Source organism: Paracoccus salipaludis (assembly GCF_002287065.1).
GTDB classification, from domain to species: domain Bacteria; phylum Pseudomonadota; class Alphaproteobacteria; order Rhodobacterales; family Rhodobacteraceae; genus Paracoccus; species Paracoccus salipaludis.
Window position 1 is genome coordinate 1 of sequence record NZ_NSJZ01000028.1, and the last position, 15,293, is coordinate 15,293.

Below are 15,293 nucleotides of genomic sequence, written 5' to 3' on the forward strand. Positions count from 1 at the left end.
CTTCTCGCGGATGCTCCGGCTCTCGTGACCCGGCTCTGACGCCCCGCTCTGCAACTCCGCCTGGTCTTGCTCCACGTCTCGCCCGAGGATACGGCCGAGCCGCGCGCGGATATCGCCCTGCCCGTGCTCCGGCCCGATCTCGTGTCCCACCTCGGCCTTCCTGCGGCCGATCCCCCGGTCCAGGATACGCGCCAGCCGCTCCCGGAGGCTTCCAGCCTCCAGCCCAGGTGCCTGCTCCTGGGCCGCCTCCCGCGCATGCTCCCGCTCGACCGCGTGCTTCTGTGCGGCGGCCCGGAGCGCCGCGAGCCCGGCCGTCACCCGGTCGGCGCCCTCCTCGCGGGCATGGGCCCAGGTCTCGCGGGCGAGCTCCAGCCGGGCCCGCAGCTCCGCCAGGAGCGCGCGCTCCCGCCGGGCGGCCTGGACCGCCGCGCCCCGCTCGGTGACGGCCACGTACTCCCGATCCTCATGCCAGGCCGCCTGCATCTCGCGGCGCTCGATGGCGGAGACGGCCGGCCCGAGCTTGATCTCGGGCGCCCGGTCCAGCTCCTCGGCCTTGAGTTCGTAGCCCTCGGCCAGGGCCGCCTCGCGCTGCGCGGCGAGGCTCCGGTGATCGACGCGGACCTCGTGTCCCTGCCGCTCCAGGGCCAGGTTCTGCAGCTCCGCCCACCGCGCCCGCATCGCCTCGATCTCGGGCCCGCCGGTGGCCTTGGCATCGAGCACCCGGGTCTTGTCGGTGAGCCCCTCCACACTCACCCGGCGGGTGGTGGTCAGCACATGGGCATGGTGGTTGCGCTGGTCGCCGTCGCGGTGCGGCGCATGGATCGCGACATCGGCCGCTACCCCGTATCGGGCTACGAGCTCGCGGGCGAAGCCCATCACCAATAGCCGCCGTTCCTCGGCGTCGAGCTCGGCCGGCAGCGCCAGCTCCCACTCCCGCGCGGTGACGCTGTTCGCCCGCGTCTCGCGCGCCTCGGCGGCGTTCCAGAGCGCCTGCCGATCCTGCGCCCAGTCCGGCGCCTCGTCGGGGGCGAGGATGAAGGCCTCCTCGACGCCGAGCTTGCGACTGTAATCGTGCACGCGCCCCTCGCGCTCGCAGGCGATGAGCTCGCCGGCGCGATAAGCCGCGGCGGCGGTGGCCGAGCGCCCGGCACTGCGTTTGATCGTCTTGACCGAGAGGTGGTAGCTCGCCACGGCCGCTCACCCGTGCCCGCAGGAGCGCGCAGTGAGCCGGGCCATGTTGCGAGCGCCGCTGGCCGAGGCCACGGGCACGCTCGCCGCGCCAAGCGCCCGGGTCCCGCCACCGAGCGGGGCCCTGCACGCGCGTCGCGTGCATTTGCGGCGGTTCCGGTAGCGCGCCAGGAGGACCGGAGCCCCCATGAGGCGCAGGACCGACCGGCCGCCGGGCGCAACGCGGGCCTGTGCAGACGTGCCGAGACGCGATCCAACCGCGCAGGTTGGCCCGGATGGGTTCGGGAAGGCGGGACGGCCTTCCTGATCCGGCGCAACCTGCGCCGGAATGGGGTCGCTGTCGGCAGGGGGTGCTTGCCCCCGGGAGACCGCACGCAAACCGCAGGTTTGCATAAGTGCGCCCTTCTCACTGCTGTTCGTCGGGTCCACGCTAGACGTCACCGTCTTGGCAGGCAACGCTGACGTGGGCAGAGTGGAGATAGAACAAGGATCGAACGAGGGATAATGCGATGGCCGAGACCGAGCTTGAACGGGCCCAGAAACGCTACGAGCAGGCCCGCGCCCGGCTGCAGGCGCTGCGCAACCGGGAAGCCGCCCGGGAGCGCAAGATCGATACCCGCCGCAAGGTGATTTTGGGCGGCGCCCTCATGGACCTGGCGACGCGGGACAGCAATGCCGCCGCCCTGCTCGACCGGCTGATCCGCAACCTGCCCCGCGAGCAGGACCGCAAGGCCTTCGACGGCTGGAGTTTGGAGGCACGTGCGACCACTGGGTCCGAGGACGATCGGGTCACGCCCCCTGCCCCATCCGTCCCTGACGACCCCGCATGATCCGCTCCGTTTTCAGCTTCCTGGTCCTGCTTGGAACGCTGGCGATCGCCGTTCCCTGGGCGCTGCTCGTGCTGGTCTTCGGCCTCACTATCGCCTTCGTCCTCATCACCTTCGGCTTTGTCTTCGGGCAGATGCTGATCTTCGGCCTGGACACGATCGACGAGCCCAACACCCTCTTCGGCTGGTTGGGCTATGCCTTCTGCGTGCTGACAGGCTGGGCCCTCGTCCTCTCGGTCTGGGCCGAGCACTTCGGCATCGCCCGGCTCTTCGCCCGCACTCGCGACAGCCACGGCTCCGCCCGCCTTGCCTCGAAAGCCGAGCGCCGCGATCTCGCCAAAAGCGACAAAGGCCTCCTGATCGGCCGCGACGCCGACAGCGGCCGGCTGCTGCGCTACGACGGTCCCGCGCACCTGCTGACCCTCGCCCCCACCCGCGCCGGCAAGGGCGTGGGCACCGTGATCCCGAACCTCCTCCGCGTCCCCCGCCCGATGCTGGTGATCGACCCCAAGGGCGAGAACGCCCGGATCACCCACGAGGCCCGCCGCAAGCTCGGGCCGGTCCATGTCCTCGACCCCTTCGGCGTCACCGGCTTGCCCGCTGCGGCCTACAACCCCCTCGCCCGCCTCACCCCCGACAGCCTCGACCTGGGCGAGGACGCCGCCTCCCTCGCCGAGGCCCTGGTCATGGACCCGCCCGGGGAGACCGGCGACGCCCACTGGAACGAGGAGGCCAAGGCGCTCCTCGCCGGCCTGATCCTCTTCGCCGCCGTCCATGAGACGGAGGACCGCCGCACCTTGGCGAGCGTGCGCGAGTACCTGACCCTGCCGCCCGAGCAGTTCCGCGCCCTTCTGGGGCTCATGCAGGAGAGCACCGGCGCCGACGGGCTCATTGCCCGCGCCGCCAACCGCTTCGGCGGCAAGGCCGACCGCGAGGCCGCAGGCGTGCTTTCTTCGGCGCAGCGTCACACCCACTTCCTCGACAGCCCGCGCATCGCCGCCAGCCTGGCGCGCTCGGATTTTGATTTCGCCAGCCTCCGCCACGAGGTGGCCTCGGTCTTCCTTGTCCTGCCGCCGAACCGGCTCGATGCCTACAGCCGCTGGCTGCGCCTCCTGGTCAGCCAGGCGCTCGGAGAGATCGCCCGGGATGCCGAGACCACCCAAGGCGTCCCAGCGTCCCCAAGAGCCGCGCAGAGGGCCTCTGGAGCCCTCCGGGAGCCCACCCTGTTCCTTCTCGACGAGTTCGCGGCCCTGGGCCGCCTGGAGGCGGTGGAGCGCGCCATGGGGCTGATGGCGGGCTACGGCCTCCAGCTCTGGCCCATCCTCCAGGACCTGAGCCAACTCCGCGCCCTCTACGGCCCCCGCGCCAATACCTTCGTGGCCAACGCGGGCGTGCTCCAGACCTTCGGCGTCAACGACTACGAGACCGCGAAAGCCCTGAGCCAGCTCATGGGCCAAATGACCACGCAATACGCGACCACCAGCCACCGCCCCGGCGATCCCGCCTCGACCACGCACCAGCTGACCGGGCGCGATCTGCTGACGCCGGACGAGATCATGCAGATGTCCCCGCACCTCCAGCTCCTGCGCCTGCAGGGCCGCCCCATGATCCTGGCCCGCAAGCTCCGCTACCACGCCGATCCCGAGTTCCGGGGCCTCTTTCCCCTGCAACCCGCCCCCTGACAGGACCGCACGCCCCTATGCCCGACAGACCCCCACCCGCGCCCCCTGCCCTGTCCGATGTGGCCCTGCGCGAAACCCTCGACCTCCTGGGCCAGGTCGTGGCCAGCATGTCGGCGCGGATCGACAAGCAGGGCGAGCAGATCGAGGCCATGGCCAAGGCGGTGGAGAAAACCCGCAGTGCCGCCAAGCGCACCGAGCAGCAGACCGACCCGGCCGCCTACGCCCGCTTCATCGGCACCGAGGTCGAGACGGCGCTCGATGGGGTTCTCGATCAGTTTGCCGCGGCCATCCGGGCGATCCGCAGCGACCACGAGACCACCGCTGTCCGGCTGAAGGAGCTCGAACAGGCGGAAGAGGCCACGCTTGAACGCCTGCGACGGGAACTGGACGCAGCCGCACGTTGGCGCAGGCAGGTGCCGTGGGTCTGGGCAGGTGCGGTCTCGACAGCCATCGTAGTGACGGCGGTTCTCAGGGGTTTGGTCTAGGTAGTCTGCTTCGCCTGCTGATCAGTAAGGGATGAAGTTGTCCCTAGGTTTGCTCGCTCAATTACAGGAAGAATCTTACCGGGGATTCTTAAAGGTAACCGTATCGGTTTAGGGGGGGGGCGATTTCACGAAGGAAAGGGGGGCGATTTCACGTGGATGCCGGGGGGCGATTTCACGAAGGAAAGGGGGGCGATTTCACGTGGATAAGTTCTTGGGAATACTCACTTATCCCCAAGCAGGCTGCTACGATCTTCGGTGTAATCCAATGTTCTTCCATCATCCCTAAGAGGTACGTTCACTCGACTGGGCCACCCTTGTAGGGAATGGGTGGCGGGGAGCCGATCAGCAGTACACCGCCGGTAACAGTCTTCACCTTTGCCTGCGGATACACCGCCAGCACCTTTCGTAGGGCTGGCATGAACTCCTTTTTGAAGTTCTTATCGGGGTCTTTCCCAGCATACTCCTGGGCGAACTGCTCACGCAGAGACTTCCAGTGCAGGACGACGCCACGACCTTCGATACGATGCAACCGATGCGCTAACCAAGCGTACACATCTAGTGCCAACGCCGAACCTTTTAGAGCCATTAGCGCCCGATTATCGAGGGGTACGGCGCTCTCGATCAGGGAGCGATAGTAATCCTCTGATAGAACCATTACACCCGGCCAGAGCGCTCGCTGGTTGGCAGCTCGATCCGAAATCCAAGCATCAAACTGCTGCACGGGCTGGCCGTTGTAGGTCCGGCCCTTGAACCCCAACTGCAATCGACAAGCGGCCAAGGCGTGCATCTGCTTCCGAAGTGTTGCGTAGCGGCGGCCATCACTATCCATCCCCATAAGACGCAGGAACTCAGCTGCGCTATCGCCGATGCGGATCTCCCGTTCCTTGTTTCGAACGGCAAAGGTGGACACCCACGCAAGGCCGAGTCGGGGCATGACGCCATAGGGAATCGGTTGCAGTACCGGCCCATTTCCTTCGTCTAGGTATCCTGCCTGCACGTTCACCCATGCAGCACCGGACTGACGCATGAACTCGCGAGCTTCAACCTTCGCACGTGGCAGCCCAACCTGACACAGTACGGCATGACTGAATGCCATATCCTCGCTGTTCGGTTGATTAGTCGCGATGGTGGCACTGTGCTCGATGAGGGCGGTGTCCCTTTTGGTGAGGGACTTCCGCATAGACAGTGCCTTCCCGCTACCTGTCATGTCATTGACTGCCGAGTCTGTTTTGATGGTACCAGAAGGCAAGTACAGGATATCGGCGATCTGCGCGGGGCTATCTGCCGTGCTCTTCTTCACAAGCTGTGTTCCTTAAAGCTTAGAGGCACCCACAAATTGACCTGCCTGCCGCTGTGCCAACTGCCACAGAAGGAACTGGCACGGTTTTAATATTTATTAGATATCTTTTTAATATTACTTCCGATCAAATACGTCATCCCGCTCAACTAGCCGGTATAAAGCTAGGTTGATGATGGCTGCACGAGCCTGCCCGCTGCGCTTAGCCAGTTCGTCGACCTTTCGTAGCAGCTCTGGCGCGATAGTCAGGCTGATCTGACGCTTGTTTCCCTTAGCCACGCCTTTCTCATACGTGCCCACAGCCTCAGAGGCGGCCGGCTTGCGAGCGTCGGGAGCACCGTCAACGAACGCGGCGGCGGCGGCCTCAGACTTCGCACCCACGCTGGCAGGCTTACGCTGGATTGCCATGTAAAATGCTCCGATTATACTTTTATATGGATATTAAAGAGCGATGACTCCAAAGCCTCGATCTCTGTGATGGCTTTCGGATCACGCGGAGAGAGCTCGGTGACGGAGAGACCTGCGCCGCTAGCATTGCTGAATGCCTTACGGCGGCGGATCGGCGTTGGCAGGTATTCAAACTGGCTCACCTCAGCGACCGCCGCCGCTGCGTCGGCGTTATCAGCCGAATGCTCGCCGGGATCGGCAAGGTTCATCACTGCAAAGGCGCGCAGGCCGTCGCGGACGCTTCGGGCCTCATCGATCAAGGCAGCCATGTCATCAAGCGCCCACACGTCATAGGAACGTGGGGCGAAGGGCACTACAAGCACGTCGGCGAGGATCAGCGCCGCGCGGAGTGCCGTTGAATCTCGGCCTCCTACGTCAATGACGATATCATCCCACTTGTGGCGCTGCTGCTGCACCTGAGCGCGAAGGGCAGGGCCGTCCGGATACTGTGCACAGGCGATCCCTGGTTGTCGGTTGGCTTCTCCTCGGGCCGCGATCGCGGCCGCGGCCGTGCCTTGACGATCGCCGTCGATCAACCAGACATCGCGTCCTGCGAGGGCGCGGGCTACAGCTAACTGCACGGCGAGCGTGGTCTTACCCACGCCACCCTTGGTGTTACCGATTGCGATAATCACATAGCACCCGTTTGAATATCAAATGTCCTGCTCAAGGCTGCCTTTGTAATCGGGCACTGTCAAGCGTAATGGAAGTTATTTTAATATCCAAGTAACACTTCAAGGATGTTAGTTGACACTATACTACTTGGTTGATCTCCCAGACCCACAACGAAGCCTATGTCTCAATCAACTGCAGAGGCGCGAGATTGTCGCATGGTGGACATTGTAGCTTCTGGCGATGGCCGACAGGCTCTCGCCTGCCTCGCGCCTCTCGCGAGCTTCGCGCTGCTGATGCGGCGTGAGCTTGGGCCTGCGCCCCATCTTCCGGCCCTCAGCCTTGGCTCGCGCGCGGCCCTCACCGGTGCGTGCACGGATCAACTCGCGCTCGAACTCCGCCAGGCCCGCCAGTACCGTGAGCATAAGCCGTCCGTGCGGGCTCGTCGTATCGGCCCAAGGATCGCCCAAAGAGCGGAAGGCGGCGCCTCTGTCCGCCAAAGCCCCTAGCACATTGAGCAGGTCGCGCGTGGAGCGCGCAAGGCGATCCAAACGCGTCACTAGCACCACATCACCAGGGCGCACCTCCTTGAGGAGCCGCGCGAGCTGCGCGCGGTCACGCTTGGCGCCCGAGGCGGTTTCGCGAAACACCTGGTCCGCGCCAGCGGCCTTGAGGCTCTCCACCTGTGGCGCGAGCGCCTGGCTATCGGTGCTCACCCGCGCATAACCCAAGGTGCGGGGCAGGGGGGTCGCGGACGGGCCGTCTTCTGCACAGGACATATGCACAGACTAAGCTGCTGATCCGCTTAGGTCGAGTCGGATGTGCGAAATTCACAAATTACGCACAGTACCTACCTGCTTGCCAGTGCCTCTGCTTACAGGGCACTCTCCGAAAAAAAATCCTCTTGACTGAGGAGACAATCATTGAAGGGCAGTGGGCATGGCACGTGGGCGCAAAGCAGGAAGTGACGGAGCTAGAAAATCTGCAAAGGCGCAACCTTCCATCCAGGCAACGCTCTGGGCCGCCGCCGACAAGCTCCGAGGCAACATGGACGCGGCCGAGTACAAGCACGTTGCACTTGGCCTGATCTTCTTGAAGTACATCTCGGACCGCTTCGAGGAGCGCAAGACACAAGCTCTTGCGGACCCAGAGGAAGCTATCCTTGCGGACGAGCGCGACCTCTACATCGGCGACAACGTCTTCTGGGTGCCTGAGTCTGCCCGCTGGGACTACCTCAAGGCCAACGCCACGAGCGAGAAGCCAACGATCGGCGCTCTCATCGACCAGGCGATGCTCGATCTGGAGGCCGAGAACTCCAGCCTCAAAGGCGTTCTGACCAAGAACTATGCCCGGCCCGAGTTGGACCAGGTAAAGCTCGGCGGCGTCATCAATCTCTTCTCCAACCTCACCTTCAAGGATGCCCACCACGGTCAGGATGTGTTGGGCCGAGTCTACGAGTACTTCCTAGGCCAGTTTGCCATCGCCGAGGGTAAGCGGGGCGGGCAGTTCTACACGGCCGGCTGCGTAGTGCGCTTGCTCGTGGAGATGCTGCAGCCCTTCAAGGGACGGGTCTACGACCCATGCTGCGGGTCAGGCGGAATGTTCGTGCAGTCCGAGCGGTTCGTGGAGGCACACAACGGCCAGCGCAACGACGTGTCGATCTTTGGGCAGGAGAGTAATCCCACGACATGGCGGCTTGCCAAGATGAACCTTGCCATTCGGGGGATCGAGGCCAACCTTGGGCCGAAGTGGGCGGACACTTTCCACGAGGACTTGCACCCGGGGCTCAAGGCCGACTTCGTCCTTGCCAACCCTCCCTTCAACGACAGCGGCTGGTCCAGCGAGGTCGTGCGGACAGGAAGTCGCTGGGTCTACGGAGTGCCGCCGGCGAGCAATGCCAACTTCGCTTGGGTACAGCACTTCATCCATCACCTTGCACCTCACGGCACAGCGGGCTTCGTGCTGGCCAACGGGTCGCTGTCCAGCCAGCAGTCGGGCGAAGGGGACATCCGCCGGAAAATCATTGAGGCGGACCTCGTCGACTGCATCGTCAGCCTGCCGGGGCAGCTTTTCTTCACCACACAGATCCCCGTCTGCCTGTGGTTCCTGTCGCGCGATAAGTCGAACGGCCTCGTACGTGATGTGAAGCTCCGCGACCGTCGGGGCGAAACCCTTTTTATCGACGCGCGGAGCCTGGGCTCGATGGAGACCCGAACGCTGAAGGTGTTGACCGAGGCGGACATCGGGCGCGTAGCCGAGACGTATCATGCCTGGCGCGAGACAGGCGGTCGGTATGCGGACGAGGCAGGATTCTGCGCGAGCGTTAGGACGGAGAGCATCGCGGCGAAGGGGTTCGTGCTGACGCCGGGGCGCTACGTGGGGACGGCGGCAGCCGAGGAGGACGATGAAGGCTTTGCCGAACGGATGGGGCGGCTCACGGCCGAGCTACGAGGGCAGGTGGAGGAAGGAGCGAGACTCGACGCGCACATCCGGGCGGCGCTGGCGGGGGTCGGGTATGGGTGGTGAGTGGGAGACCGCGACCTGGGGCAACATCGCATCCTTAGAGTATGGGAAGTCGCTGCGGAGCTACAGCGACAAGCCGGATGTCGCGGAGGTTTATGGGACCAATGGGAAAATTGGTTGGCATGATGAAGGTTTATGGAAAGGACCTGGCGTCATCGTCGGACGGAAGGGCGCCTACCGTGGGGTGCATTACACCGAGAACTCTTTCTGGGTTATCGATACGGCCTATTCGCTTGTTCCAAGAAGGAAGCTAAACCTTCGCTGGGCCTATTATGCCTTGAAGCACCTAGACCCGAACACGATTGACGATGGATCTCCGATACCATCCACAACCCGCGCGGCCCTCTACGCTCAACGGGTTTTGGTCCCTCCTTTGGCCGAGCAAGAGAGTATCGCTAGCATCCTCGGCGCCCTTGACGATAAAATCGAGTTGAACCGGCGCTTGGCGGGGACACTGGAGGCGATAGCGCGGGCTCTGTTCAGGAGCTGGTTCATCGACTTCGATCCGGTGCGCGCTAAGGCCGAAGGACATCCTACGGGTCTGCCCGACGATCTCGCAGCGTTGTTCCCGCAAAGCTTGGACGACGATAAACCAGACGGTTGGGTCCAGCGATCACTTACGTCGGTCGCAACCTTCCTTAACGGACTGGCTTTGCAGAAGTATCCGGCAGCCGAGGGTCAGGCGTCCGTTCCCGTAATTAAAATCGCCGACATGCGGACTGGCCCGACGCAGAGGTCGTCACGGGCGAATCTTGACATTCCAAGCGACTATTTCGTCAATGATGGAGACCATCTGTTCTCATGGTCTGGGTCGCTTATCCACTCGCGATGGGTCCATGGTCGGGCGGCCCTGAACCAACACCTTTTCAAGGTTACGCCAATCAACGGGCTTCCATCTTGGCTGTCATACTTTGCGGTCGATTATCACCTACCAGGTTTCCAAGCGATCGCATCAAGCAAGGCCGTTACGATGGGTCACATCCAACGTCATCACCTTGATGAGGCGTCGATCCCGTTACCACCGTCCGATCTCCTAGACCACATGGACAAGATCATGGCGCCGCTCCATGCGCGAGCCTTGGCAGCACAGCTTGAATCGCGCACCCTCGTCGCTTTCCGTGACACCCTCCTTTCTAAGCTCATCACCGGCGAGCTTCGCATCGCCGACGCCGCAGCCGAGGTCTCCGCTGCCTGATGCCTTACGCGTTACAGATGCTCCGCGCCCTCATCGAGGCCCACCCCGACCGCGCCGCCTCACTCGAACGGCACGTCAAGGCCTTGGAACACAGCATCGAGGAGCAGCCTGCCTTCTGCCTCCAGAATGTCCGTACGCTGTTCGAGGCGGCGCACCTCACTATCGCACCGCGCCTCGGGGTCGACTTCGGCAAGAAGCAGGGCTTCCCTGACCGAATGCGCGGCGTGATCGAGGCACTCGACTTCCGCATCGTCAATCACCCCGAGGGCGACAAGATCAACACGACGATCGCCGCGCTTCTGAAAGGCGTGGACGATACGGCCACGGCACTCGCGCAGCTCAGCAACATCCCCAATATGCGGCATGGCGGCTCGCTCGACTGGGGAACGCTGGAGCGGCAACACGCGCTGATGCTGGGCGGGCTCTGCGACGCGCTGGTCAGCTTTCTGTTTGATGTGGCTTGGAGCCGAGCAATCCCTGACGCGCCCGAGCCCGTGGTCGCCAGCTACGAGGATTTCGAGGCGTTTAACGCCTACCTTGATGACGAGCATGGCGATGTCGAGGTCGCGGGCGCCACCTTCGCCGCGAGCCGGGTGCTCTACCTTATGGACATCACGCAGTACGACGCGGCCCGCCTCGACTGGGAGGCCGAACAAGCTGCGGATCAGGATGCTGAGGACGCGGCCGCATGACCCTTCCTACCGCACCCGAACCTGCCGCAACAGGCTTCAAGGAAGAGGCCGTGGAATTGGCCGCCCTCTCGTGGTTCGAGCTGACGGGCTGGCGGACGGTACCGGGCGACTATCTCGCCCCGGACGGCCCGATGGGCGCCCGCACGAGCTACAAGCAGGCAATCCTTGAGCCCGAGCTGCGCAGTGCGCTTGCAACCATCAACCCCGACGCCACCCCTGACATGATCGACAGGGCCATCCGTATTGTCCTCGCCACTCCGACTCAGGACGTGATCGAGAATAACCGCGCCTTCCACCCCTTCCTCGTGACAGGAGTTCCCGTCGAAGACACCCGCGATGGAGAAACGCGCATAGTTGCCGTTCACCTCCTTGACCGCGCCGATCCCAAAACCAATCGCCTCCTCGTCGCCAATCAATTCATCATCCAAGGCACTGACGAGCGCGATGTCATTCGCGTCGATGTGGCTGTTTTCGTAAACGGCCTCCCGCTCGCCCTCCTAGAGCTGAAAAGCCCGACCGATGCTCAGGCCACCTTGGAGCGGGCGCATACCCAAGTTGGCAACTACAGGGCTAAGGTGCCAGAGCTACTGCGCTTCAACCAAGTGCTGGTCATCAGCGACGGCATTGAGGCCCGCGTCGGTTCCCTGACAGCCGGGCTCGACCGCTTTGCGCCATGGCGCACCATAGACGGCTCAACCCTCGACGACACGGGACGCCCCGAACTGGAGGTAATGATCCGGGGCGTGTTCACGCCGGACCGCTTCCTCGATCTCATCACCGATTACGTGGCCTTCGAGATCGTCGACGGAGTCGTGAAATCGAAGAAGCTCGCGGGCTACCATCAGTTCCACGCCGTACGGAAGGCGCTAGCCTCCACTGTCATAGCAGCAGGGGCGAATGGTCAGCGTCGGGGCGGGGTGGTGTGGCATACCCAAGGGTCAGGCAAATCCCTCACCATGCTGTTCTTCGCGCGTCAGCTTCAGCTCGCCCAGGCACTCAAGAATCCTACCATCGTGGTAGTTACTGACCGCAATGACCTAGATGACCAGCTCTTTGGGACGTTCATCGCGCATGGCTCAGCCCTGCGGATGCGACCCACTCGCGCAGACAGCGTGGAGGATATGCGCCGGCAGCTCACCATCGACGTGGGCGGGCTCGTGTTCACCTCGATCCAGAAGTTCCGGGGCGGGGACGGTCAGCACCCCCTTCTAACGAAGCGCAGCAACGTGGTGGTCATTGCGGACGAGGCGCACCGTACTCAGTATGGTTTCCGGAAGCACTTCTTCGTCGGAGAGGAAGAAGTCCGGGAGCAAGTGGGCTTCGCCGAGTATCTCAGACAAGCCCTTCCCCACGCCACCTTCGTAGGTTTCACCGGAACTCCAATTGACGCCAAGGACCGCAGCACTGTGGGCGTATTCGGGGACGTAATCGACACCTATGACATGACTCAGGCGGTGGCCGATAAGGCGACAGTGCCCATCCATTATACCGCTCGGCTAGCTCGTCTTCGGCTTAGCCTTACAGAGAAAGAGCGCGAGGAGCTAGACACCCTAGCCGAGGAGCTGGCCGAAGGCGATGAGGCCATCGAGCGGAGCAAGAGCAATCTTACCCGCTTCGAGGAGGTCGTAGGCGCCCCCGATCGGTTAGCCCAAGTCGCGGCCGATATTGTCGAGCACTTTGATCGCCGTCGCGAAGGTCTCGCAGGTGGCAAGGGCATGATTGTCACGATCAGCCGGCGCGTAGCAGTGGAACTATATGATCGGATTGCCAACCTGCGACCCAACTGGGTCTCAGCCGACCCTCGTGACGACGCAGTTGGCCTGCTCAAGGTAGTCATCACAGGCAACGGCAATGCCGATCCCGCGCCACTTCAGCCTCATTTACGAACCAAGAAACGCCTCGAAGTCCTCGCAGACAGGTTTAAAGATCCCGATTCCGGTTTTGACCTCGTCATTGTCCGCGACATGTGGCTGACAGGCTTTGACGCTCCGTCACTTCACACGCTCTATGTAGACAAGCCCATGCGAGGGCACAGTCTGATGCAGGCCATCGCCCGCGTGAACCGGGTGTGGGGCGACAAGCCTGGCGGTCTAGTTGTTGACTACCTAGGCATTGGAGCCGAGCTTAGGGCAGCGCTTGCCCAGTACACGGCAAGGGACCGCAATCAAGTCACGCTCGATCTAGACGAGGCGGTGCGGCAGACCCTTTTACATCTAGAGTCTGCTCTTGTTCTACTCGAGGGATCACCGTGGCAGGCATTCTTCGGAGGCACTCCGACTGAACGCCTGACAATCCTGAAGCAGTGCCTCGAACACCTCCTGTCCGGCAACGTCCGAGAGGACTTCGTTAGCGCAGCGACCAAGCTGGAAGTTGCGTATGCCCTCAGCGCAGGCGACGAACAGGTGACTGCAAAGCGAGATGAGATCGCGCTCGTCGCTGCCGTACGTGCCAACTTGATGAAATACACGGCCAGTTCGAGTCGAGGCCACGAAAGTATTGAGCAGAACATCCGTCAGTTGCTCTCCCGAGCAGTTATGGCCGATGGCATCCTTGATGTGTTCAAATCGGCTGGTTTAGAGCAACCAGACCTTTCGATCCTGTCGGAGGAGTTCCTGGCCGAGGTCAGTCAAACCAAGGAGAAGAACCTTGCCGTCGAGACCCTGCGACGGCTCTTGACTGATGAGATCAGAGCCAAGTCGCGATCGAACATCGTCGAGGCCAGCAAACTCAGCGACCGACTCGATGACACCTTACGTCGCTACCACAACCGGGCAGTCGACAGCCTCCAAGTCATCCAGGAGCTAATCGCCCTTGCTAAAGACATTAGCGCTGCAAATCTTCGGAGCGCAGAGCTAGGCTTGAGCAAGGAGGAGCTGGCCTTCTATGATGCTTTAGCTGAGAACGGCTCCGCCAAGGCCCTTATGGCGCATGAGGAGCTTCGCACATTGGCGCAGCTTCTTGTGCAAACTATTCGTAGTTCGGCTGCCATCGACTGGACGCGAAAGGAAAGCGTACGGGCCAAGATGCGAATAGAAATCCGCAAGCTCCTCATGCGCTATGGTTATCCTCCGGACCTCCAGAAGGCAGCAGTTGATCTCGTGGTAAGGCAGGCACAGGTGCTAGCGGCCGGCTGGGGATAGAATAGGCGAGTTTGGTTGCTGACAGTCCAATCTCACCGTAGCGCGTGCACTGACACCTGCCCGTCTTGATGCGGCTCGCGCCGCGGCCGGATAACAATTTCTACGTCCCGGTCCAGGCGCGTGAGGAGGCCCATCAGACGCTCTACTGAGAAGCCGTCGAGCCGGTAGTTAACGAGTTGCGACACCTTAGGTTGCGGCAGCCCTAGGAGTGTGCCTGCCTCAGCCTGCTTGAGCCGACGTGCCTTGACGATCTCGTTAATCTCTATGGCCAACTTTAGCTTTGTCTGCCGCTCCTCCGGGTCAGGCAGACCGAGGTCGGCAAACACGTTGCCCGTACCACGATCAATTTCCATTGCTGCCCTCCTTTTCAGCCATTGCTTTAGTGGTCCCTTGGGTCATTGCTTACCCTCATGGTCCTCTCGGGCCCGCCGGAAGCGCTCACGTACCAACTCCACGTCGCTTGTTGCCGTGCGGATGCCTGACGGGCTCTTCTTTTGAAACGCATGAAGGACATAGACCGCACTCTCGAAGCGCACTGTGTAGACCGCTCGGTAGGCGTCGCCATCATGGTTCTCCACGATCTCAAACACGCCCGGACCCTCGCCCTTCCAAGGCTTCGCGCGCGGATGCTTGCCGCCCAACTGAGCAAGCCCCAGTGCATAGCCCATGTCGCTCTGTACCGGCGCGGGGAACGCTAGGAAGTCGCGCTTGGATGAGCCCACCCAGTGAAGCGGCTTCTCGCCAAGTGAGACAGGACGCCGCATCATAAAAACATTTATACCCGAACAAGTATAAAATACAAGCAACGTATAGTTGAGTTACACACTGCGATCAGCACATCGCTGTTACAGCTCATGCGCATCCCCCCGGTCCTTGTGTCGGTGCAAGACCTCCTCCCGCTCATGCCCGTGCTCCTCGCGCATGACCTGCTTCGTCCGCGCCAGCGTCTCGTGCAGCTTCTCGCGGATGCTCCGGCTCTCGTGACCCGGCTCTGACGCCCCGCTCTGCAACTCCGCCTGGTCTTGCTCCACGTCTCGCCCGAGGATACGGCCGAGCCGCGCGCGGATATCGCCCTGCCCGTGCTCCGGCCCGATCTCGTGTCCCACCTCGGCCTTCCTGCGGCCGATCCCCCGGTCCAGGATACGCGCCAGCCGCTCCCGGAGGCTTCCAGCCTCCAGCCCAGGTGCCTGCTCCTGGGCCGCCTC

15 protein-coding genes are annotated in these 15,293 nt (G+C 62.9%); 7 read left to right on the forward strand and 8 right to left on the reverse strand.

What is annotated here, in order from left to right:
* Positions 1 to 1,191, reverse strand: a 1,191-nt coding sequence (gene mobQ, locus CK240_RS16220) for a MobQ family relaxase (RefSeq protein ID WP_135058872.1), incomplete at its 3' end; no start/stop codon positions are given.
* 506 nt (positions 1,192 to 1,697) lie between these two features.
* Between mobQ and CK240_RS16225 the strand changes: the two genes are divergently transcribed.
* From CK240_RS16225 to CK240_RS16235, 3 genes are read left to right on the forward strand one after another with little or no spacing between them, the layout of a single operon-like run.
* Positions 1,698 to 2,018 carry a mobilization protein gene (locus CK240_RS16225; RefSeq protein WP_240517513.1) on the forward strand — a complete coding sequence of 107 codons (321 nt, stop codon included), beginning with the start codon at positions 1,698 to 1,700 and terminating at the stop codon, positions 2,016 to 2,018.
* Positions 2,015 to 3,697, forward strand: a complete 1,683-nt coding sequence (locus CK240_RS16230; RefSeq protein WP_095641363.1) for a type IV secretory system conjugative DNA transfer family protein — start codon at positions 2,015 to 2,017, stop codon at positions 3,695 to 3,697. The genes CK240_RS16225 and CK240_RS16230 overlap by 4 nt, the downstream gene beginning before the upstream one ends.
* A 59-nt stretch (positions 3,698 to 3,756) precedes the next feature.
* Complete coding sequence (locus tag CK240_RS16235) at positions 3,757 to 4,182, forward strand: hypothetical protein (RefSeq protein WP_135058873.1); 426 nt, start codon at positions 3,757 to 3,759, stop codon at positions 4,180 to 4,182.
* A 295-nt stretch (positions 4,183 to 4,477) separates the two neighbouring features.
* On the opposite strand, the gene CK240_RS16240 is transcribed toward CK240_RS16235, so the two are convergent.
* The 4 genes from CK240_RS16240 to CK240_RS16255 all read right to left on the reverse strand — a co-directional run bounded on the left by CK240_RS16240 (position 4,478) and on the right by CK240_RS16255 (position 7,317).
* Positions 4,478 to 5,482, reverse strand: coding sequence for a replication protein RepA (locus CK240_RS16240; protein WP_240517514.1), 1,005 nt, complete (start codon positions 5,480 to 5,482; stop codon positions 4,478 to 4,480).
* A gap of 114 nt (positions 5,483 to 5,596) precedes the next feature.
* Positions 5,597 to 5,887 (reverse strand): ribbon-helix-helix domain-containing protein, encoded by a 291-nt coding sequence (locus CK240_RS16245; RefSeq protein WP_095641365.1) that lies wholly within the window; start codon positions 5,885 to 5,887, stop codon positions 5,597 to 5,599.
* A 14-nt stretch (positions 5,888 to 5,901) separates the two neighbouring features.
* The gene (locus CK240_RS16250) at positions 5,902 to 6,561 is read right to left on the reverse strand and encodes an AAA family ATPase (RefSeq protein WP_095641366.1); all 660 of its coding nucleotides are present in this window, start codon (positions 6,559 to 6,561) and stop codon (positions 5,902 to 5,904) included.
* Between the two features lie 168 nt (positions 6,562 to 6,729).
* Positions 6,730 to 7,317, reverse strand: a complete 588-nt coding sequence (locus CK240_RS16255) for a recombinase family protein (protein WP_095641367.1) — start codon at positions 7,315 to 7,317, stop codon at positions 6,730 to 6,732.
* 160 nt (positions 7,318 to 7,477) lie between these two features.
* Between CK240_RS16255 and CK240_RS16260 the strand changes: the two genes are divergently transcribed.
* Genes CK240_RS16260 through CK240_RS16275 form a run of 4 tightly spaced genes read left to right on the forward strand, consistent with a single transcriptional unit; the run spans position 7,478 to position 14,088 of the window.
* Positions 7,478 to 9,064, forward strand: coding sequence for a class I SAM-dependent DNA methyltransferase (locus CK240_RS16260; protein WP_095641368.1), 1,587 nt, complete (start codon positions 7,478 to 7,480; stop codon positions 9,062 to 9,064).
* The gene (locus CK240_RS16265) at positions 9,054 to 10,256 is read left to right on the forward strand and encodes a restriction endonuclease subunit S (RefSeq protein WP_095641369.1); all 1,203 of its coding nucleotides are present in this window, start codon (positions 9,054 to 9,056) and stop codon (positions 10,254 to 10,256) included. Before CK240_RS16260 ends, CK240_RS16265 begins: the two co-directional genes overlap by 11 nt.
* 17 nt (positions 10,257 to 10,273) lie before the next feature.
* Complete coding sequence (locus tag CK240_RS16270) at positions 10,274 to 10,948, forward strand: abortive infection family protein (protein WP_167650087.1); 675 nt, start codon at positions 10,274 to 10,276, stop codon at positions 10,946 to 10,948.
* Positions 10,945 to 14,088: a type I restriction endonuclease subunit R gene (locus CK240_RS16275; protein ID WP_095641371.1), complete on the forward strand. Its 3,144-nt coding sequence runs from the start codon at positions 10,945 to 10,947 to the stop codon at positions 14,086 to 14,088. The genes CK240_RS16270 and CK240_RS16275 overlap by 4 nt, the downstream gene beginning before the upstream one ends.
* A 32-nt stretch (positions 14,089 to 14,120) precedes the next feature.
* Here CK240_RS16275 and CK240_RS16280 read toward each other — a convergent pair whose 3' ends face one another.
* The 3 genes from CK240_RS16280 to CK240_RS16290 form a co-directional block, all read right to left on the reverse strand.
* Positions 14,121 to 14,441, reverse strand: coding sequence for a helix-turn-helix domain-containing protein (locus tag CK240_RS16280; RefSeq protein WP_095641372.1), 321 nt, complete (start codon positions 14,439 to 14,441; stop codon positions 14,121 to 14,123).
* 42 nt (positions 14,442 to 14,483) lie between these two features.
* The gene (locus CK240_RS16285) at positions 14,484 to 14,855 is read right to left on the reverse strand and encodes a type II toxin-antitoxin system RelE/ParE family toxin (protein ID WP_095641373.1); all 372 of its coding nucleotides are present in this window, start codon (positions 14,853 to 14,855) and stop codon (positions 14,484 to 14,486) included.
* 78 nt (positions 14,856 to 14,933) lie between these two features.
* Positions 14,934 to 15,293 (reverse strand): hypothetical protein (locus CK240_RS16290; protein WP_205957886.1); only part of this gene is annotated, 360 nt, incomplete at its 5' end.